The sequence below is a fragment of the Nocardia canadensis genome (assembly GCF_032656385.1).
Taxonomy (GTDB): Bacteria; Actinomycetota; Actinomycetes; order Mycobacteriales; family Mycobacteriaceae; genus Nocardia; species Nocardia canadensis.
On record NZ_JAVCWB010000002.1, the window covers coordinates 643,242 to 664,186 of the forward strand.

Genomic DNA, 20,945 nt, shown 5'->3' on the forward strand with positions numbered 1-20,945 from the left:
GGCTCCGTCGAACGGAGGGGACTGTTGTGACCCGGACGTCTCGGGTGTCCGCCCGTGCCGCGCAGCGCGGGAAGTCGCTGCCGCAACTGGTGTCGGTGGCGGTGGAGTCGAATCCGGGCGGCATCGCGCTGTCCTGGTCCGACGGTGTGTCCGCGCCCGTGCGATTGACCTATGCCGAACTCGACGAGCGCGCCAACCGGCTGGCCCGGTTGCTGATCGCGCGGGGCGTCGGCCCCGAGGACATCGTCGCCATCGGCATCCCGCGTTCGGCCGAGTCGGTGCTCGCGCTGTGGGCGGTCACCAAGACCGGTGCCGCGTTCCTGCCCGTCGACCCGAACTATCCGCCCGCCCGGCTCACCCACATGCTCGGTGACGCGGGCGCGGTCCTCGGTGTCGCGGTCGGCGCGGCGATGGATCGGCTGCCCGACACCATCGAGTGGCTGTGCCTCGACGACGAGGCCGTGCGCCGGGCGACCGAGGAGCAGTCCAGCGACCCGGTGACCCGCGACGACCGGGTCCGCCCGCTGCGCCTGCACCACCCCGCCTACGTCGTCTACACCTCCGGCTCCACGGGTCTGCCCCGTGGCGTGGTGGTGACCCACACCGGCCTGGCCAACGTCCACGAGTACCAGCGCGAGCACTACCGGCTCGGCCCCGATTCGCGGGTGCTGCAGCTCGCGTCGCCGTCCTTCGACGCCTCGGTGTTCGAGGTGCTGATGGCGCTGACCGGTGCTTCGACCCTGGTCGTCGTCCCGCCGACCGTCTACGGCGGCGACGATCTGGCGCAGCTGCTGCGTCGGGAGCGGGTCACCCATGCGTTCATCACCCCCACCGCCCTGGCCTCGGTGGACCCGCAGGGTCTCGACGACTTCCGGGTCATCGTGGCGGGCGGCGAGGCCTGTCCACCGGAACTGGTGCGGCGCTGGGTACTGCCGCTGGCCGGCGGTGGCGAGCGCGAGATGTACAACGGTTACGGCCCGACCGAGGCCACCATGGGCACCAACTTCAGCGCGCCGATGGTGCCGGGGCAGGTCGTCACCATCGGTCCGCCGATCCGCAACGTCACCGAGTACGTGCTCGACGAGCGGCTGGTACGGGTGCCCGACGGCATCATCGGCGAGCTCTACATCGCGGGCAACGCGCTGGCCCGGGCCTACCACCGCCGCCCGGCGCTGACCGCGGCGCGGTTCGTCACCGATCCGTTCGACCCGGCGGGCGGGCGCATGTACCGCACCGGCGATCTCGTGCGCAGGCGCGCCGACGGTTCGGTCGAGTTCGTGGGACGCAACGACTTCCAGGTGAAGGTGCGCGGCTTCCGGATCGAGCTCGGCGAGATCGACGCCGTGCTCACCGAACCCGACAGCGTCGACTTCGCGGTCACCGTCGGCCACGAACTCGACAACGGCACCACCATTCTCGCCGCCTACGTGCACGCCGCGCCGGGCGCGCGGATCGACCTGGACGAGCTGCTCGCGCACGCCAAGGCCGGACTGCCCGCGCACATGGTGCCGACCGCGCTGACCGTGCTCGACACCATCCCGCTGACCCCGGTCGGCAAGCTCGACCGCGCCGCGCTGCCCGCCCCGACGCTGCGCGCGCAGGAGTTCCGCGCGCCCTCGGGCGCGGTGGAGAAGCTGATCGCGCACATCTTCACCGAGCTGCTGCGCCCGGCGAACCCGATCGGCGCCGACGACGACTTCTTCGCCCTCGGCGGCAACTCGCTGCTGGCCACCCAGGCCGCGGCCCGGATCGGCGCCGAACTGTCGGCGCGGGTACCCGCCGGGCACGTCTTCGAGCGGCCCACGGTCGCCGGCCTGGCCGAGCTACTCGAGCCGCTCCAGGGCGGGGGCGGCCCGGTGGCCCCGACGCGCCGGGAGCGGCCGGACCTGATCCCGCTCTCACCCGCGCAGCAGCGGATGTGGTTCCTCAACCAGTTCGACCCGGCCTCCCTCGCCGAGACCATCCCGTTCGCACTGCGGCTGACCGGCCCGTTCGACCCGCGCGCCCTGCACTCCGCGCTGACCGACCTGGTGCAGCGGCACGAATCGCTGCGCACCTACTACCCGGCGGTCGACGGCGTCGGCCACCAGGTGGTGCTGCCGATGGCCGAGGCCGTGCCCGATGTGCTCGTCGACGAGCTCACCGAGGACGAACTGCCGCTGTGGCTGGGCGAATTCGCCACCACCGGCTTCGACGTCGCCCAGGGCGTCCCGCTGCGGGTGGCGCTGGCCGAACTCGGTCCGCGCGAGCATGTGCTCGCGGTGGCGCTGCACCACATCACCGCCGACGGAGCGTCGGTCGCGCCGCTGCTGCGCGATCTGCTCGGGGCCTACCTCGCGCGGCGCAACCGCTCGCGTCCGAGCTGGCAGCCGCTGCCGGTGCAGTACGCCGACTACACCCTGTGGCACCGCGAACTGCTCGGCGCCGAGGACGATCCCGATTCGGTCGCCGCCGCCCAGATCGCCTTCTGGCGCGACACCCTGGCGGGGCTGCCCGACCGGCTCGACCTGCCCACCGATCGTCCGCGCCCGCCGGTGTTCACCGGCCGTGGCGCCGAGTTCGGCTTCCAGATCCCGGCCGAGGTGCACACCGCCGTCGCCGCGCTGGCCCAGCGCAGCGGGGCCTCGGAGTTCATGGTCGTGCACGCCGCCTTCGCGGTGCTGCTGAGCAGGCTCGCGCACACCGACGACATCGCCATCGGCACCCCGGTGGCCGGCCGCGGCGCCCGCGAACTCGACGACCTGATCGGCATGTTCGTCAACACCCTGGTGCTGCGCTCGCGCATCGACGAGCACGCGAGCTTCGCCGATCTGCTGCGCGAGACCAAGCGCGCCGACATCGCCGCCTTCGCCCAGGCCGACCTACCGTTCGAGCGCCTGGTCGAGCTGCTCGACCCGGTCCGCTCGCAGGCCCATCACCCGCTGTTCCAGGTCGCGCTGTTCTTCCAGAACCTGGATCTGCCGAACCTGCGGCTGCCCGGCCTGGATGCGACGCCGGTCGAATTCGGCGGCGCTGTGGCCCGTTTCGACCTCCAGCTGACCATCGTGCCGGGCACCGACCCGGCCGAGCCGATGGCCGCGTCGTTCAACTACGCCACCGATCTGTTCGACGCCGACTCGATCGAGACGATGGCGGCGCGCTTCACCCACCTGCTCGCAGCGGTCGCCGCCGACGCCTCGGTGAGGATCGCCGAGATCGACCTGCTCACCGCCGCCGAGCGCGAACTGACGCTCACCGCGTGGAACGGCACCAGCCATCCGGTGACGCCCGAGCTGATGCTCGACGCGTATCGCCGTGCGGTGCAGGCGCATCCGGACGCCACCGCGCTCGTCTACGAGGGCACCGAGCTGACCTACCGGCAGTTCGACGAGCGGGTCAACGCGCTCGCCCGGCTGCTGATCCAGGCCGGGGTCGGCCCGGAAGGCCTTGTCGGCCTGGCGATCCGGCGTTCCCCCGAACTCGTCGTCGCCATGTACGCGGTGCTCACCGCCGGCGGCGCCTACGTGCCGCTGGACCCGGACCATCCGGCCGAGCGCATCGCCTACATCCTCGACACCGCGCGCCCGGCCGCCGTGCTGAGCGCCGAGGCGATGCCGGTCCCGGAGGGCACCGAACTGCTCCGGCTCGACGAACTCGATACGCGGGGCGTACCGGTCGATCCGGTGCGCCCGGCCGAACTGCGAGCGCCGCTGCGCGCCGACCACCCGGCCTATGTCATCTTCACCTCCGGTTCCACCGGAAAGCCCAAGGGCGTGGCGATCTCGCACGCCGCCATCCACAACCAGCTGGTGTGGATGCTCGCGAAATACCCACTGGCCCTGGGCGATGTCTATCTGCAGAAGACCGCGACCACCTTCGACGTGTCGCTGTGGGGCTACTTCATGCCGCTGCGGGTCGGCGCGACGCTGGTGCTCGCCACCCCGGACGGCCACCGCGATCCGGCCTATCTGATCGACCTGATCGCCCGGCACCACGTCACCGTCACCGACTTCGTCCCGTCGATGCTCACCGTCTTCGCCGCGCAGGCGGCGTCCGACGGCGGGCCCGCCGTCGGCGGCTCGGCACCCGCCGCGCTGGCGTCGCTGCGCGAGGTGTTCGTCATCGGTGAGGCGCTGCCGCCGGAGACCGTCGACGCGATGGCCGAGGTCAGCTCGGCCCGCCTGCACAACCTCTACGGCCCCACCGAGGCCGCGGTCTCGGTGACCTACTGGCCCGCCCGCCCGGGCGAGCGGACGGTGCCGATCGGCCTGCCGCAGTGGAACACCCGTGTCTACGTGCTGGATTCGCGGCTGCGACCGGTGCCACCCGGGATCGCGGGTGAGCTCTATCTGGCGGGCGATCAGCTCGCGCGCGGCTACGTCGCCCGGCCGGGCCTGACCGCCGACCGCTTCGTCGCCGACCCGTTCGACGCGGGCGAGCGCATGTACCGTACCGGCGACCTCGTGGTGTGGCGCCGCCCCACCACGACCGCGCCGCACCGGCTGGATTACCTGGGCCGCATCGACTTCCAGGTGAAGTTCCGTGGTCAGCGCATCGAACTCGGTGAGATCGAGACCGCGCTGCTCGCGCACGAAACCGTCAGCCAGGCGGTGGCGCTGGTCGCGCCCACCGAGCTCGGCGACCAGCTCGTCGCCTATGTCGTGCCCGCGCCCGGCCAGGCGGCCGATCCCGACCGGCTGCGGACCGTCGCGTCGAAGACCCTGCCCGCGTACATGGTTCCCGCGTCGGTCACCGTGCTCGACGCGCTGCCGCTCAATGCCAGCGGCAAACTCGACCGCAAAGCGCTGCCCGCCCCGCACTTCTCGGCCCGCGCCTTCCGGGCGCCGAGCACCGAGCAGGAGAAGCTCGTGGCCGGACTGTTCGGGGAAGTGCTCGGCCGCACCGACATCGGTGCCGACGACGACTTCTTCGCCCTCGGCGGCAATTCGCTCATCGCCACCCGGCTGGTCGCCCGCCTCGGCGCGGCCACCGGCGGCCGGGTCGCCGTGCGCGCGCTGTTCGAGACCCCGACCGTCGCCGGTCTGGCCGCGACACTGGGCACCGACACCGAGACGACCGCGACCAGTGGCCTCGGTACCGTCGCCCGGCCCGACGAGCTACCGCTGTCGCCCGCACAGCGGCGCATGTGGTTCCTCAACCGATTCGACCAGGGGGCGGCCGCCGGTGACGGCGCCGCCGCCTACAACCTGCCCTTCGCACTGCGCCTGACCGGCAGCCTCGACGTGACCGCGCTCGGCGCGGCCCTGCGCGATGTGCTGGCCCGGCACGAAGTGCTGCGCACGATCTACCCCGACACCGGCGACGGCCCGATCCAGCGGGTGCTGCCGGTCGAGCAGGTCGACCTCGATGTCGCCGTGCGTCGCGTCGACCCGGCCGCGCTGATCGACCACGTCGGCGCGCTCGCCGCCACCGCTTTCGACGTGACGGCCGAGGTCCCGCTGCGGGTCCAACTGCTCGACATCACCGGCGACGGCCCCGACGCGCCGACCGAGTACGTGCTCGCCGTCGTCGTGCACCACATCGCCGCCGACGCGTCCTCGATGGCGCCGCTGGTGCGCGATGTGACCACGGCCTACCTGGCCCGTACGGCGGGCCACGCCCCCGGCTGGCCCGCGCTGCCGGTGCAGTACGCCGACTACGCGCTGTGGCAGCTGGATCGCCTCGGTGACGAGAACGACGCGGAATCCGTCGCCGCCGCCCAGCTCTCGTTCTGGCGCGCGGAGCTGTCCGGGCTGCCGGACCTGATCGAACTGCCCGCCGATCGCCCCCGGCCCGCCGTCGCCTCGCTCGCGGGCAGCCGGGTGCCGGTGCGGATCGACGCCGACACCCACGCCGGGCTGGCCCGGATCGCCCAAGACAGCGGCGCCACCGTGTTCATGGTGCTGCACACCGCCTTCGCGGTACTGCTGGCCCGCATGGCGAGCGCCGCCGACGTGGCGGTCGGCACCCCGTTCGCCGGTCGCGGCGAGCGCGAGCTCGACGACCTGATCGGCATGTTCGTCAACACCGTCGTGCTGCGCACGCACTACGACGGCGGCGCGTCGTTCACCGAACTGCTCGCCGCCCAGCGCACCCGCGACCTGGCCGCCTTCGCCGCCGCCGACATCCCGTTCGAGCGGCTCGTCGAGGTGCTCGACCCGCCGCGCTCGACCGCCCGGCATCCGCTGTTCCAGGTGGGTCTGTCGTTCCAGAACGTCGACCGCGCCGCGCTGGAACTGCCCGGTCTGCGGATCGCGCCGGTGTCTGCGGAACTGGCGGTATCCCAGTTCGATCTGCATCTGATCGTCGGTGACGGCTACGCCGCCGACGGCACGCCGACCGGCATCGAGGGGTTCTTCACCTACGCCACCGATCTGTTCGACGCCGAGACGGTGCGGGCCTTCGCCGACCGGCTCGCCCTGCTGCTCGACGCGATCGTGCGGGAGCCGGGCGTGGCCGTCGGCGATGTCGACCTGCGCACCTCCGCCGAGCGCGCGACCGAGATCACCGCGGGCGCCGCGGATCTCGCGATCCCGGGTGGCACGCTGGCCGACCTGCCGTCGCTGGCCCGGCCCGAAACCGTCGCGCTGGTCGCCGATCTGCCCGAGGGCAGACTGGAGCTGACCTACGCCGAGTTCGAGGCCAGAGTCAATCGCCTCGCCCGGCACCTGATCTCGCTGGGCGTCGGACCCGAGTCGCTGGTGGCGCTCGCGCTGCCACGCTCGATCGATCTGGTCGTGGCCATGTTCGCGGTGGCCCGCTCCGGTGGCGCCTATGTGCCGATCGATCCCGACCAGCCCGCCGACCGCACCGATTACATCCTCGGCACCGCGGCGCCGATCTGTGTGCTCAGCAACGGTTTCCGGACCGACGCGGCGCCGGTGGTGCGGGTCGACCATCCGGTGATCGCGTCGGCCGATCCGTCGCCGATCACCGACGCCGACCGGCGCGCGCCGCTGCGCCCGGAGAACACGGCCTACGTCATCTTCACCTCCGGCTCCACCGGGCGGCCCAAGGGCGTCGCGGTGCCGCACGCTGCCGTGGTCAACCAGTTGCAGTGGCTGCGAGGCGAATTCGGCACCGACGCCCACGATGTGTTCCTGCTGAAAACCCCCGCCACCTTCGACCTGTCGGTGTGGGAGTTCTGGTCCGCCGCGGTGTGCGGCGGCAAGCTGGTGATCGCCGCGCCCGACGGGCATCGCGATCCCGCGTATCTGGACGCGCTCATCACCGACGCCGGAGTGACCACGCTGACGGCGGTGCCCTCGCTGCTCGACGCGCTGGCCGGGTACTGGGAGGCGCGGCCGCAGCCGCTCATCCGCATCCTCGCCATCGGCGAGGCGCTGCCCGCCCCGCTGGCCCAGCGCCTGCTGACCGCGCTGCCGGACACCAGGCTCGACAACCTGTACGGCCCCACCGAGGCCGCGGTGTCGATCACCGATCACCGGGTGACCTCGGCCGATGTGGTGAGTGTGCCGATCGGCACCCCCGAGTGGAACTCCCGGGTCTACGTCCTGGACGAGCGCCTGCGCCCCGTCGCGCCGGGCGTCCGGGGTGAGCTCTACCTGGCGGGCGCGCAGCTGGCCCGCGGCTATCTGCGCAAGGCCGCGCTGAGCGCCGAACGTTTCGTCGCCGACCCGTTCGAGGCGGGCGCCCGGATGTACCGCACCGGCGATCTCGTCGCCCGCGACCGCAGCGGTGCGCTGAACTACCTGGGCCGCACGGACTTCCAGGTGAAGATCCGTGGCTTCCGGGTCGAGCCCGGCGAGGTCGAGGCCGTGCTGCTCGGACTGCCGGGGATCAGCCAGGCCGCGGTGCTGGCCCGGACCGATCCGCGCTTCGGTGACCGGTTGGTCGCCTATGTGGTCGGCACGGATATCGAGGCGGCACAGCTGAAGTCGGCCCTGCGTGACAAGCTGCCCGCGTACCTGGTGCCGGAGGCGTTCGTCGTGCTCGACTCGCTGCCGCGCACCGTCAACGGCAAGCTGGATCGGGCCGCGCTGCCCGCGCCGGTGTTCGAGGCCGCCGCCTTCCGCGCGCCCGCGACGCCCACCGAACAGCTGGTCGCCGGCGTCTACGCCGAGATCCTCGGGGTCGACGCGGTCGGCGCCGACGACGACTTCTTCGCCCTCGGCGGCAACTCGCTGCTCGCCACCAGGGCCGCCGCCCGGATCAGCGCCGCGCTGGACCGCGCGGTCGGGGTCCGCCTGCTGTTCGAGGCGCCGGCCGTCACCGACCTCGCGCTGCGGGTACACCGCTCCGACGAGCTCGCGGCGCTGCCGCTGGTGGCCGGACCGCGACCGGACCGGCTACCGCTGTCGCTGGCCCAGCAGCGGATGTGGCTGCTCAACCGGCTCGATCCCGACGCCACCGTCTACAACATCCCCGCCGCCATCCGCCTGACCGGCGCGCTCGACCTCGCGGCGCTGGCCGTGGCCGTGGGCGACCTGTTCGCCCGGCACGAGGTGCTGCGGACCCGCTACCCCGAGCACGGCGACGGCCCGGTCCAGGAAGTCCTCGCGCCCGGCGCGGTGCGGGTCGACCTGACGCCCATGCTGGTCACCGCCGACGACCTCGCCGACGAGGTGCGCCGGACCGTGGCCGAGGGCTTCGACGTCACCGCCGCGCCGCCGGTGCGGCTGCGACTGCTGCGTCTGGGCGCCGATGATCACGTGCTGGTGTTCGTCGCCCACCACATCGCCGCCGACGGCTTCTCCATGGGCCCGCTCACCCGCGATCTCGTGCTGGCCTACACCGCGCGCACCGAGGGCGCCGCGCCCGCCTGGTCGCCGCTGCCGTTGCAGTACGCGGATTACGCGGTGTGGCAACGGGAATCGCTCGGCGACGAAGCCGACCCCGCCTCCACTGCCGCCGCGCAGCTGACCTACTGGACCGATGAACTGGCCGGGCTGCCCGAGGAGATCGCGCTGCCCGCCGACCGGCCGCGGCCGTCGGTGCAGTCCTTCGCCGGTGCCCTGAGCACCGTCGAGATCGACGCGCGGTTGCACGCCGGGTTGGCCGGGCTGGCCCGGGCCGAGGGCGTCACGGTGTTCATGGTGGTGCAGGCCGCTCTCGCGGTGCTGCTGGCCCGCACCAGCGGCACCGACGACGTCGCCATCGGCACCCCGATCGCCGGTCGCGGCGCCCGCGAACTCGACGATCTCGTCGGCATGTTCGTCAACACCCTGGTGCTGCGCAGCCGGGTCACCGAAGCCGAACCGTTCACTGCGCTGCTGCGGCAGACCCGCGACACCGACCTGCGGGCCTTCGCGCACGCCGACATCCCGTTCGAGCGGGTCGTCGAGGCGGTGCAGCCGGTCCGGTCGGCGGGCAGGCATCCGCTGTTCCAGGTGGCGCTGTCGTTCGAGAACCTCGCCCCGGTCGCGTTCGAGCTGCCCGGCATCACGGTCGGCGCGCTCGACGCCCGCACCGCCGAGGCCAAGTTCGACCTGCTGCTCACGCTGCGCGAACTGCCCGACCACGGCGGCATGCACGCCGAATTCACCTACGCCACCGATCTGTTCGACGAGTCGACGATCCAAGCGTTCGGCGCCCGGTTCGCCCGGCTGCTCGCCGAGCTCGTCGCCGATCCCGGGGTGGCGGTCGGTGACGTCGCACTGCTCGACGAGGCCGAGTTCATCGCGCAGACCACCTTCACCGGCCCGCCCGCCGAGCCGGCCCGCACGCTGTCGCAGCTGATGGACGCCGCCGTGCTGGCCAACCCGTCGGGCGTGGCCGTGCGCGGCGACGGTCGCGGCTTCACCTACGCCGACCTCGACGCCGCGGCCAATCAGCTCGCCCGTGGTCTCATCGCCCGGGGGGCCGGGCCGGAAGTCGCTGTGGCCGTGGCGATCCGGCGTTCGGTCGAATCGGTGCTCGCGGTATGGGCGATCGCGCGCACCGGCGCGATGATCGTGCCGATCGACCCCGGCTACCCGGCCGAGCGGATCACCCACATGGCCGCCGATTCCGGCGCGGTCTTCGGTGTCACCATGGCCGCCGAGCTGACCGGGCTGCCCACCCTGCCCGGCGACGCGGGCTGGGTCGCGCTCGACGACCGTGAATTCACCGCCGAGGTCGCCGGATACGCCTCGGTGGCCCTGCGCGAGATCGAGCTGCGGGCTCAGCCCAGCACGGGCAACGGCGCGTACATGATCTACACCTCGGGCTCGACGGGGCTGCCCAAGGGCGTCGTCGTGACCCACGCGGGCCTTGCCAACTTCTGTGCCGAGCAGCAGCAGCGCTACCAGCTCGATTCCGGCTCGCGCGCACTGGCTTTCGCCTCGCCGTCGTTCGACGCCTCGATGCTGGAACTGCTGCTCGCCCTCGGCGGCGCGGGCACGCTGGTGGTGGCGCCCGCCGGATCCGTCGGCGGCACCGAGCTGGCCGAGCTGATCCGCACCGAGGGCGTCACCCACACCTTCCTCACCCCCACGGTCCTGGCGACCCTGGACCCGGCAGGCGTGCCGGGGCTGCGGCACCTGGTCGTCGGCGGCGAGCAGGTGCCCGCCGAGCTGGTCGCGCGCTGGAACACGCTGGCGCAGCGCAAGTTCCACAACGGCTACGGGCCCACCGAGACCACCATCATGGCCGCCATCAGCGATCCGCTGACCCCCGGCGACGACACCCACATGGGCGGTCCGATCCGGGGCACCACCGCGCTGGTCCTCGACGGCAGGCTGCGTCCGGTGCCCGAGGGAGTCACCGGTGAGCTGTACCTGGGCGGCATCCAGCTCGCCCGCGGCTACCACCGGCGCGTCGGTCTGACCGCGGCACGTTTCGTCGCCGATCCGTACGGGGCGCCGGGCACCCGGCTCTACCGCACCGGCGACCTCGTGCGCCGCCGGGGCGACGTGCTGGAGTTCGTTGGCCGCAACGACTTCCAGGTGAAGATCCGCGGCCTGCGGATCGAGCTCGGCGAGATCGACGCGGTGCTGGCCGCCGCGCCCGGCGTCTCCTGGGTGACGACCATGGGCCGCGACAACGGCGCCGGGGCCACCATGCTGGTGTCCTACGTGCTGGCCGAACCGGGGGAGCGGCTCGATCCGGCCGAACTCACCGCGCTGGCAGGCCGGGTACTGCCCGACTACATGGTGCCCGCCGCGATCGTCGTCCTCGACGAGCTGCCGCTCACGCCGGTCGGCAAGCTGGACCGGCGCGCGCTGCCCGATCCGGTCACCGTGCGCCGGGACCACCGGCCGCCGCGCACCGCGGCCGAACGGGCGCTGGCGCGGGTGATCGGCGAGGTCCTCGGACACGACCGGGTCGGCCTCGACGACGACTTCTTCGCCCTCGGCGGCGACAGCATCACCGCCATCCAGGTGGTCTCACGGGCCGCCGCGGCCGGGGTGGTGCTGCGTCCCCGCGACCTGTTCGACGCGCGGACCGTCGGCGCGCTCGCCGGGCGCGCCGAGGTCACCCTCGACGCGGGCTCGCGCCCCGCCGCCCTGCCGCTGACCGCCACCGCGGCCCAGCTGATGGAGGCGGGCGACACCGCGGTCGAACCGCGCGCCGTGCTGCTCGACGTGCCCGTCGACTGCTCCGACGACGCGGTCGCCGAGGTCGTCCACGCCGTGATGAACCAGCATCCGATGCTGTGGGCGGTGCTCGACCGCAGCGGCAGCGAACCGGTGCTGGTGATCCCGTCGCAGGACGAGCGCACCGGCGACGCCTTCCGCAGGCTCGACGCCACCGACGGCGAGTCCTCGCTACCGGTCGACGACATCGTCGCCGCGGCCGCCGCCGCGCTCGACCCGGACGAGGGCCGCAATATCCACTTCGTGCTCACCGGCGACGGCGAACACAACTCCACCCTGGTCGTGGTCGCGAACAGTCTCGTCCTCGACGAGCCGTCCTGGCGCTCGGTCGTCGACCAGCTGACCACGGCGTGGAGCCGCGGCCGCCACGCCGCGCCCGCCGCGCCCGACGCAGGCCTCGGCGACCTGGTGCGCAGGCTCGCCGAATACCCGTCCTCGGCCCGCGCCCGCGCCGAACGCGAGTACTGGCATCGCGCGATCCGGTCCCGGGCAGGCGAAACCGCCGATCTGCGCCAGCGCAACCGGGTCTCGCTGAGCATCACCGGCGAGGGCACCGCCGCCGTCACCACCGTCGCCGACGCCTACCGCGCGACCGTGGACGAGGTGTTGCTCACCGCCGCCGCGCTCGCGCTGCACACCGCCGCCGACACCGCCGTCGCGCGGGTCATCGGCAGCGTGGTCCGCCTGCGCGCCGACCAGCGCGTGCTCGGCAGGCCCGACGCCGAGAGCGTGGTGGGTGGTTTCACCACCGACTACCCGCTGGTGTTGCGCCTGGACGGGGTCGACATCGCCGATGCGCTGGTGGGCGGGCCCGCCGCCGGAGCCGCGCTGGCCCAGATCAAGGAACTGCGCCGCAGCGTGCCCGCGCACGGTGCGGGTTTCGGCCTGCTGCGCTACCTCGACGTCGAGACCGCCGACAGTGTGCGCTCGCTCGACCGCGGCCGGTTCGCGGTGCGCTTCCGGGACCTGCGCCCGGCCCGGGTGCACACCGACCTCGCCGCCGACGATCTGGCGCTGGTGCTCACCGTCGACGCCACCGACGACGGCATGGTCGCTCGCTTCGACTACGCCGGCGCGCTGCTCACCGCCGACGCGGTCAAGACCTTCGCCGAGCACTGGATCCGCGCGCTCGGCGGCCTCGCCGAGCACGGATTACGGCCCGGCGCCGGCGGATTCACGCCGTCGGACTTCCCGCTGGTGCGCCTGGGCCAGACCGAACTCGGCCGGCTGGTGCGGCGCTACCCGCTGCTCAGCGATATCTGGCCGGTGACCCCGCTCCAGTCGGGCATGCTGTTCCACGCGCTGCTCGCGGAGAACTCGGTCGACCCCTACATCACCCAGTTCGTGCTCGACCTGGACCCGGCCGTGGACGACGAGCGGCTGCACCAGGCCGCCCAGACCGTGCTCGACCGCCACGACAACCTGCGCGTCGCCTTCGCCACCGACGCCGCGGGCACCCCGCTGCAGGTGGTGCTCGACGACATCGACGTGCCGTGGCAGGTCATCGACACCGTGCCCCACGGCGTCGACCCCGAGGGCACTGCGTGGTCACGCTCCGCTACCGCCGCCGGGCCCGCCGGTCTCGACGCGGCGGCCGCCGCCTATCAGCGGATCAAGGCCGCCGACCTGAGTGCCCACTTCGACATGGCGGTCGCGCCGCTGCTGCGCTTCACGCTGGTGCGCACCCCCGAGGGCGCGCACCTGCTGGTCACCAGCCACCACATCCTGATCGACGGCTGGTCGACGCCGCTGCTGCTGCAGGAACTGCTCACCGCCTACGCGGTCGGTGGGCGGTCCCGCCGCCTGCCGAAGGTCGCGCCCTATCGCGACTACCTGGCCTGGCTGGCCGAACAGGATCTCGACGCCGCGCGCCAGGCCTGGCGCACCGCGCTGACCGGCCTGGCCGAGCCGACGCCACTGGCGCCGGTCGACCAGGGCCGCGAGATCGCCACCGGGACCGGCGAAACCGGCTTCGAGCTGTCGCCGGCCGACACCGTCGCGCTGAGCACCCTCGCCGCCGGGCTCGGCGTCACGGTGAACACCGTGGTCCAGGCCGCGTGGGGCTTGCTCATTGCGCGCTTGGTCGACCGCGACGACGTGGTGTTCGGCGCCACCGTCTCCGGCAGGCCCGCCACCCTCGACGGCGTGGAACGCATGGTCGGCCTGTTCCTCAACGCCATCCCGGTGCGGGTACGGCTGCGGCCCGGCGACACCGTCGCCGAACTGCTGCGCAGGCTGCAGGACGACCAGGCGGCCCTGCTCGATCACCACTACCTCGGCCTCGGCGAGATCCAGGAGATCGCTGGCATCGACGCGCTGTTCGACACGCTGGTCGTGTTCGAGTCGTTCCCGGTCGACCGGGAGGCCCTGGCGCAGGCCGCGTCCGGCTCCGCCGCGGTCACCGGGATGGACGCCGCCAACGGCACCCACTACCCGCTGACCGTGCAGGTCGTCGCCGACAGTCAGCTCCGGGTGTCGGTCAAGTACCTGCGCGACGTGTTCGGCGAGGCCACCGCGACCGCACTGGCACAACGACTCTCGATGCTGCTGGCCCGGTTCACCGCCGCGCCGGAGAGCCGGATCGCCGAGATCGACGTGCTGCTGGCCGAGGAGCGTGCCGTCCTGTCGGCCGCCAACGCCACCGACGCGCCGGAACTGCTCGACGAGGCGACGCTGCTGTCGCTGTTCGACGCGCAGGTCGCGAAGACGCCGCACGCCGTCGCCTTCGTCGACGGCGAAACCTCGCTCACCTATGCCGAATTCGACGCGAAGGCGCGGGCGCTCGCCGCCGCGCTGGACGCCCAGGGCGCCGGTCCCGACGCGCTGGTCGCCGTCGCCATGCGCCGTGGCATCGACCTGGTGACCGCGATCTACGCGGTACTGCGCACCGGCGCCGCCTACGTGCCGGTCGACCCGGATCACCCGGCCGAGCGCACCGACCGGGTGCTGGCCGCGGCCGCTCCGGTCTGCGTGCTCACCACCACCGAGACCGGATTCGGCACGGCCGCCGAGGTTTCCGTCGTCACCGTCGACACGCTGGCAGCGACGTCGGCGCCGGTGCCGCGCGCCACGGTGCGGCCGGACAATCTGGCCTACGTCATCCACACCTCCGGCTCCACCGGAACGCCCAAGGGTGTCATGCTCACCCACCGGCAGCTGGTCGCCCAGTTCCGCTGGGCGCAGCGCGCCTACCCGCACGGCCCCGGCGACGTGGTCCTGCACAAGACGCCGGTCACCTTCGACATCTCGACCTGGGAACTGTTGTGGCCGTTGCAGACCGGCGCGACCGTGGTGATCGCGGCCCCGGACGGGCACCGCGACCCGGCCTACCTGGCCGGCGTGCTCGCCGAGCATGCCGTCACCACGGTGCATTTCGTGCCGTCGATGCTCGACGCGTTCCTCGCCGACCGCGCCGACGGCGGCTTCCCGGCCCTGCGCCGGGTGTTCGCCGCCGGTGAGGCGCTGTCGGGCGCGACCGCCCGGCGCTTCGCGCAGGCGCTGCCCGGCGTCGACCTGATCAACTGGTACGGCCCGGCCGAGGCGACCGTCGTCACCGCCGCGCGGGCCGATGCCGTTGCCGCCGTGAGCATTCCGATCGGCACGCCGGTGGCCAACACCCGGGTGCACGTGCTGGACCGGCAGCTGCGGCCGGTGCCGCCCGGCACCGCGGGCGAGCTGTACCTGGAGGGGGTGCAGCTGGCGCGCGGCTACCTCGGCGCCGCGGCGCTGACCGCCGAACGGTTCGTCGCCCAGGCGGGCGGCGGCAGGCTCTACCGCACCGGCGACGTGGTCCGCTGGACCGCGGAGCACGAGCTGGAATACCTGGGGCGCAGCGACTTCCAGGTGAAGCTGCGCGGCCAGCGGATCGAGCTCGGTGAGGTCGAGGCCGTGCTGCTGGATCACCCCGAGGTCAGGCACGCCGCCGTCGCGCTGGTGCACGGCCCGACCGGTGATCGGCTGGTCGGTTACGTCGTCCCGGTCGAGACGGCCGAGCAGCCGTCGGCCGCGACAACGCCGCCCGCGGCCGGATACTCCATCGAGAGCGGCGCGGGCACCACCGGACTCGACGAGGCGGCGCTGCTCGCCCACGCCAGAACCGCGCTGCCCTCGTACATGGTCCCCTCGACCCTGGTGACCTTGAAGTCGTTGCCGCTCAACGCCAGCGGCAAGCTCGACCGCAACGCGCTGCCGGTACCGGCCTTCACCACCCGGCCCTACCGGCCGCCGACGACCCCGCTCCAGCGCGCGGTCGCCGAGGTGTACGCGGAGGTGCTCGGCGCGGGCAAGGTCGGCCTCGACGACGACTTCTTCGAACTCGGCGGCAACTCGCTGGTCGCCACCAAGGCGATCAGCAGGCTGCGCACCCGGGTCGGCGCCGAGGTGCGGGTGCAGTGGTTCTTCACCGACGCCACGGTCGCCGCGCTGGCCGCGCGCATCGACGCCACGCAGTCCGACACCGGCGACTACGACGTCGACTCCGACGACGCGCTCGGCGTGCTGCTGCCCATCCGCAACCGGGTGCCGCACGGCACCGAGGCGAGCGGGCCGCTGTTCTGCATCCACCCGATGTACGGCCTGGCCTGGTGCTACGCGGGCCTGACGCAGTACATCCCGGCGCGGCGGCCGATCTTCGGTCTGCAGTCGCCGGCGCTGAGCCAGGCGGGCTACCTGCCCGGCACGCTCACCGAGATGGCCCGCCGCTACGTCGCCGAGATCAAGGCGCAGCAGCCGCACGGTCCGTACCGGCTGATGGGCTGGTCGCTGGGCGGTGTGCTCGCCCACGACGTGGCCACCCAGTTGCAGGCGGCGGGGGAGCAGGTGTCGCTGCTGGTGATGCTCGATTCGCACCCCGATATCGACGTGCCCGATTTCCACACCGCGGTCCGGGACGCGCTCGCCGAGCTCGGCGTCGACCTGAGCGCGGCGCTGCCCGCCTCGGGCGTGCGTGAGCTCAGCGAGGACGGCCTGGCCGCCCTGCACGCGATCGTGCCCGCCAACATGGCCGTGCTGACCCCCGAGCGCTTGCGCCGGATCTACCGCAGCGCGGTGCGCTCGGCCGAGCTGATCGCCGAGCACCAACCCGCGGTCTTCCGGGGCAGGCTGGAGTACTTCAGCGCGCTCGGACACGAGACGGCGTCGCGGAATTGGGCGCCGTATGTCGAGGGCGAGGTCCGCGATCGGCCGGTCGCGGTGGTGCATGATCAGATGACCTCACCGGAGGCGCTCGCCGAAATCGGCCCGCGCCTGGCGGAGTTGCTGGATGTCTGCGACCGGGAGTCCGGGGCACGATGACATCGGTGATGCCGGTGAGGCATGATGTGACCGCGCTGTTGTAACGATTCCTACTGTTGTATCGCCTGGGTAACCCGTAGGGTTCTGGCGTGGTGCAACCCATTCGAAACGAAGCGAAGGTGCGAAATTGATTCGTCGGCACACCCGGCGTCGTGGCTCCCGCGCCGCGGCGATGATCGCGGCGACCGCAGTGGCCGCCGGACTGCTGTCCGGCATCGGCGCGAGCCCGGCCTCGGCTGACCCGATCATCGATTCCAAGAGCCTGCTCGCCAACCCCGTTTCCGAGGACGGCTCCAAGATCGTCAAGGCCGAGGTGAAGGACTCGCGCAGCCTGCGGCTGCACGTGTACTCCGCGGCGATGGACACCAACATCATCGTCGACGTCCAGCGCCCCGCCGACGCCTCCGTGCCGCGTCCCACCCTGTACCTGCTCAACGGTGCCGGTGGCGGCGAGGACTCCGCGTCCTGGGTCGCCAAGACCGACGCGCTGGAGTTCCTCGGCGACAAGAACGTCAACGTGATCCAGCCGATCGGTGGCGCCTGGAGCTACTACACCGACTGGATCGCCGACGACCCGGTGGTCGGCCGCAACAAGTGGAAGACCTTCTTCACCGAGGAGTTGCCCCCGCTGATCGACGGCGCGCTGGGCACCAACGGCGTGAACGCCATCGCGGGTCTGTCCACCTCGGGTACCACCGTGCTCGCGCTGCCGATCGCCAAGCCGGGCCTGTACAAGGCGGCCGCGGCCTACTCCGGGTGCGCGCAGACCTCCGACCCGGTCGGCTCGGAGTTCGTCAAGCTCACGGTCGAGACCTGGGGCGGCGGCGACACCATGAACATGTGGGGCCCGCAGGGCTCGGCGGAGTGGGTCGCCAATGATCCCTACGTGCACGCCGAGGGGCTGCGCGGGCTGGATCTCTACATCTCCACCGGCAACGGCCTGCCCGGCCCGTACGACACCCTCGACGGTCCGTACGCGCTGCCCGGCGCCTACGGTCTGGCCAACCAGATCGTCATCGGCGGCGTCATCGAGGCGGGCACCAACTTCTGCACGCACAACCTGGCCAACCGGCTCAACGAGCTGGGTATCCCGGCGACCTTCAACTTCCGTCCCAACGGCACCCACTCGTGGGGCTACTGGAAGGACGAGCTGAAGCTGTCGTGGCCGGTCCTGGCCCGCGGTCTCGGCCTGTAGGGTCGACACGTTCGACGAAGGCCGCCCCGGTATCGCCGGGGCGGTTTTCGTTTCCCGGACCGGCTCTCGACGTTTGCGAATTGTGGTTAACTTAGGTTGACTGGTCCGGCGTCGCCCGGTGGGCACGCAGCCAGTTGTCAGTACCCGGTTCGCGGAACGGAAAGTGAGTGCATGGTCGCCGATCGCAGTGAGGCCGAACGCGCCTGCGAGCCGACCACCGCACCGGCGCGGGTCGTGCGCCGCAGGCCCAAGGACCGCAAGATCCAGATCATGCGGGCCGCCGCGCGCGCGTTCAGCGCCCGCGGCTACTACCCGGTCGGCGTGGACGAGATCGCCGCCGAGGTCGGCATCTCCGGGCCCGCCCTGTACCGGCACTTCGCCAACAAATACGCCCTGCTGGTCGCCGCCGCGGAGGAGGGCGCCCGGGGACTGCGCGATTGCGCGGCGGCCGCCGACGATCCCGCGTTGCCCCCGCGGGCCCGGCTCGACGCGCTGCTCACCGCCGTCGCCGAGCAGAACATCGACTTCCGGCGCGAGGCCGGTCTCTACCGCTGGGAACGCCGCTACCTCGAGCGCGAGGACCGCGTGCGCATCCGCGCGTTCTATCGCGAACTCGAGGCCATGGTCGCGGCGCCGATCGCCGACCTGCACCCCGGGGAGAGCCCCGACAATGTCACCCTGCGGGCGGTCGGCGCGCTGAGTTCGCTGGCCAGCATCGCCGCGCACCGCACCACGCTCTCGCACTCGCGCATCCTCGCGCTGCAACTCGACATGGCCTGGGCGATCGTGCGGGCCGAGCTGCCGCCGGCGCCCGCCGCCGCCGAGCCGGACAAGCAGAATCGCGGCCTGCCGGTGACGTCGAAACGCGAACAGCTGCTCACCGAGGCGATCAAGATCTTCGGCCGTAACGGCTACCACGAGTCGGGCATCGAGGAGATCGGCGCCGCTGTCGGCATCAACGCCTCCAGCGTCTACCGGCACTTCGACAGCAAGGCCGACCTGCTCGCCGCCGCCTTCCACCGCACCGGCGACCGGCTCGCCGTGGCCATCGGCGAGGCGCTGGCCGAGTCCGAGAGCCGCGCCGACGCCGCACGCCTCATCGCCGACCGCTACGCCCGGCTCACCTTCGCCACGCCGGAGATCATGCCGGTCTACTACGCGGAGTTCAGCAACCTTCCGCAGGCCGAACAGCACCGGCTGCGCGCCATCCAGCGCCAGAACGTCCTGGAATGGGCCAACCTGCTCGACGGCGACCCGATCGAGGCCAGGTTCCGCGTGCACGCCGCGATCGGTCAGATCATCGATGTCGGCCGGCTGTTGCGCTTCGACTCCCGCCCCGAGCAGCTGGCCCGGCTCGGCGCGCTCACCGGCGCGGTCCTGCTCGGTGACAAGGGCGACCGGGACGACGCCGCGACCTAGCCGCGGCCGTGCCGCAGCCGGAACAGGGCGCGCGCCGTATGCAGATGCCCGGGGTGACGATCGAAGGTCGATAGTCGGATCGGGGCCCGGTAGCGCCTGCGTGCGATCGACATCGTGCGGCTGAACTCGCGCAGACCCTGCTGGCCGTGGCTGTGGCCCTGCCCGTACTCGCCGACGCCGCCGAACGGCAGCGCCGGGATGCCGGTGAAGGCGGTCGAGGAATTGACCGTCACCACGCCGACCCTGAGCTGCTCGGCGATGAACTCCGCGCTGGGGATATCGCGGGTGAAGACGGTGACGGCGATGCCGTTGCCCGCCGCGTTCACCCTGGTCACCGCGTCGGCCAGGTCGGCGACGCGGTTCACCACCAGCACCGGGCCGGTGCCCTCGCCGGTGATCGCGATGCTCTCCTCCGGCACCTCGGACAGCACGATCGGTTCCACATAGGGGTCGCGGAAGGAATCGAGTCCGCCCAGGACCGCGTGCCCGCCGCGCGCGATGGCGTCGCGAACCTGCCTGCGCACCACGTCGACCTGGGCGGCGTTGATCATCGGGCCGTAGGCGGCGCGGTTGTCGGCGCCGGGGCGCAGCTTCGCCGCGCGCTCGGCCACCCTGGCCAGGAAGTCGTCGAAGACCGAGTCGGCGACATAACAGCGCTGGATCCCCGACGCGTTCTGCCCGGCGTTGGCCATCGCGCCGAACACCGCGGCCTCGGCCGCCGCGTCGAGCACGGCGTCGACGTGCACGATCATGCTGCCCTTGCCGCTGTGCTCGAGCACGACCGGTGTCAGCGTCTGCGCGCACAGCGCGATCACCTCGCGCCCGGCCGCCTCCGGTCCGGCGTAGGCGATCTTGTCGACGCCGGACTTGCACAGCGCGGTCGCGGTGCGCCCGTCACCGGTGACGGCCTGCAGCACCGGCTGATCGGGCGACACCGCGGCCCAGCTCGCGGCCAGCCAGGTGCCGACGCCGGTGGTCAGCTCGTGCGGGTGGAACACCACCGCGTTGCCCGCGGCCATGGCGTAGGCGATCGACCCCATCGGCGTGAACACCGGGTTGTTCCAGGCGCCGAGCACCCCGACCACCCCGAGGGGCAGATACCCGACCGAGGCGTGCTGATTGCGCGTGAACCAGCCGGTGGCCAGGCGCTTTCGGCCCAGCGTCCGCTCGGCGTTGCGGGCGGCCCAGTCCAGGTTCTCCACCGCGAGCATCACCTCGAGCGCGGCGTCGGCCTCCGGCTTGCCCGTCTCGGCACGCAGGATCTCCACCAATTCGCCGGTGTGCCTGGCGATATGCGCGCGCCAGTCCAGCAGCAGGCGCTTGCGGGCCGCGAATCCCAGTTCGCCCCACCAGTTCTGGGTGGCGCGGGCGGTGCGCACCGCGCGGGTGACCTCGGCCGGGCCGTGCACGGGATACCGCGCGAGCTCTTCGCCGGTGCGCGGGTCGAACGACGTCAGCGCGTCGGATCGGCCCGTCGGCGCGGCGGCGCCTGCCGGTGCTGAGTCGCCCATTGTCACCTCTCA

At 72.5% G+C, this 20,945-nt stretch carries 4 protein-coding genes; 3 read left to right on the forward strand and 1 reads right to left on the reverse strand.

Features of this window, described 5'->3' with window-relative positions; all coding sequences use genetic code 11:
- The first annotated feature begins 26 nt into the window (after positions 1-26).
- From Q7X29_RS06255 to Q7X29_RS06265, 3 genes are all read left to right on the forward strand, one after another.
- On the forward strand, positions 27-16,808 hold the full coding sequence (locus Q7X29_RS06255) for a non-ribosomal peptide synthetase (RefSeq protein WP_316573505.1): 16,782 nt from the start codon (positions 27-29) through the stop codon (positions 16,806-16,808).
- 172 nt (positions 16,809-16,980) lie between these two features.
- Positions 16,981-18,003 carry an alpha/beta hydrolase gene (locus Q7X29_RS06260; protein WP_218719445.1) on the forward strand — a complete coding sequence of 341 codons (1,023 nt, stop codon included), beginning with the start codon at positions 16,981-16,983 and terminating at the stop codon, positions 18,001-18,003.
- 171 nt (positions 18,004-18,174) lie between these two features.
- Complete coding sequence (locus Q7X29_RS06265; RefSeq protein ID WP_218719388.1) at positions 18,175-19,422, forward strand: TetR/AcrR family transcriptional regulator; 1,248 nt, start codon at positions 18,175-18,177, stop codon at positions 19,420-19,422.
- Here Q7X29_RS06265 and Q7X29_RS06270 read toward each other — a convergent pair.
- Positions 19,419-20,933 carry an aldehyde dehydrogenase family protein gene (locus Q7X29_RS06270; protein ID WP_316573506.1) on the reverse strand — a complete coding sequence of 505 codons (1,515 nt, stop codon included), beginning with the start codon at positions 20,931-20,933 and terminating at the stop codon, positions 19,419-19,421. The genes Q7X29_RS06265 and Q7X29_RS06270 overlap by 4 nt on opposite strands.
- Between the last annotated feature and the right edge of the window lie 12 nt (positions 20,934-20,945).

What these genes read in the sequence shown, in the direction of transcription:
- Q7X29_RS06260 (WP_218719445.1), top strand. Translation starts at nt 16,981, where the DNA reads ATGATCGCGGCGACCGCAGTGGCCGCCGGACTGCTGTCCGGCATCGGC.
- Q7X29_RS06265 (WP_218719388.1), top strand. Translation starts at nt 18,175, where the DNA reads ATGGTCGCCGATCGCAGTGAGGCCGAACGCGCCTGCGAGCCGACCACC.
- Q7X29_RS06270 (WP_316573506.1), bottom strand. Translation starts at nt 20,933, where the DNA reads ATGGGCGACTCAGCACCGGCAGGCGCCGCCGCGCCGACGGGCCGATCC.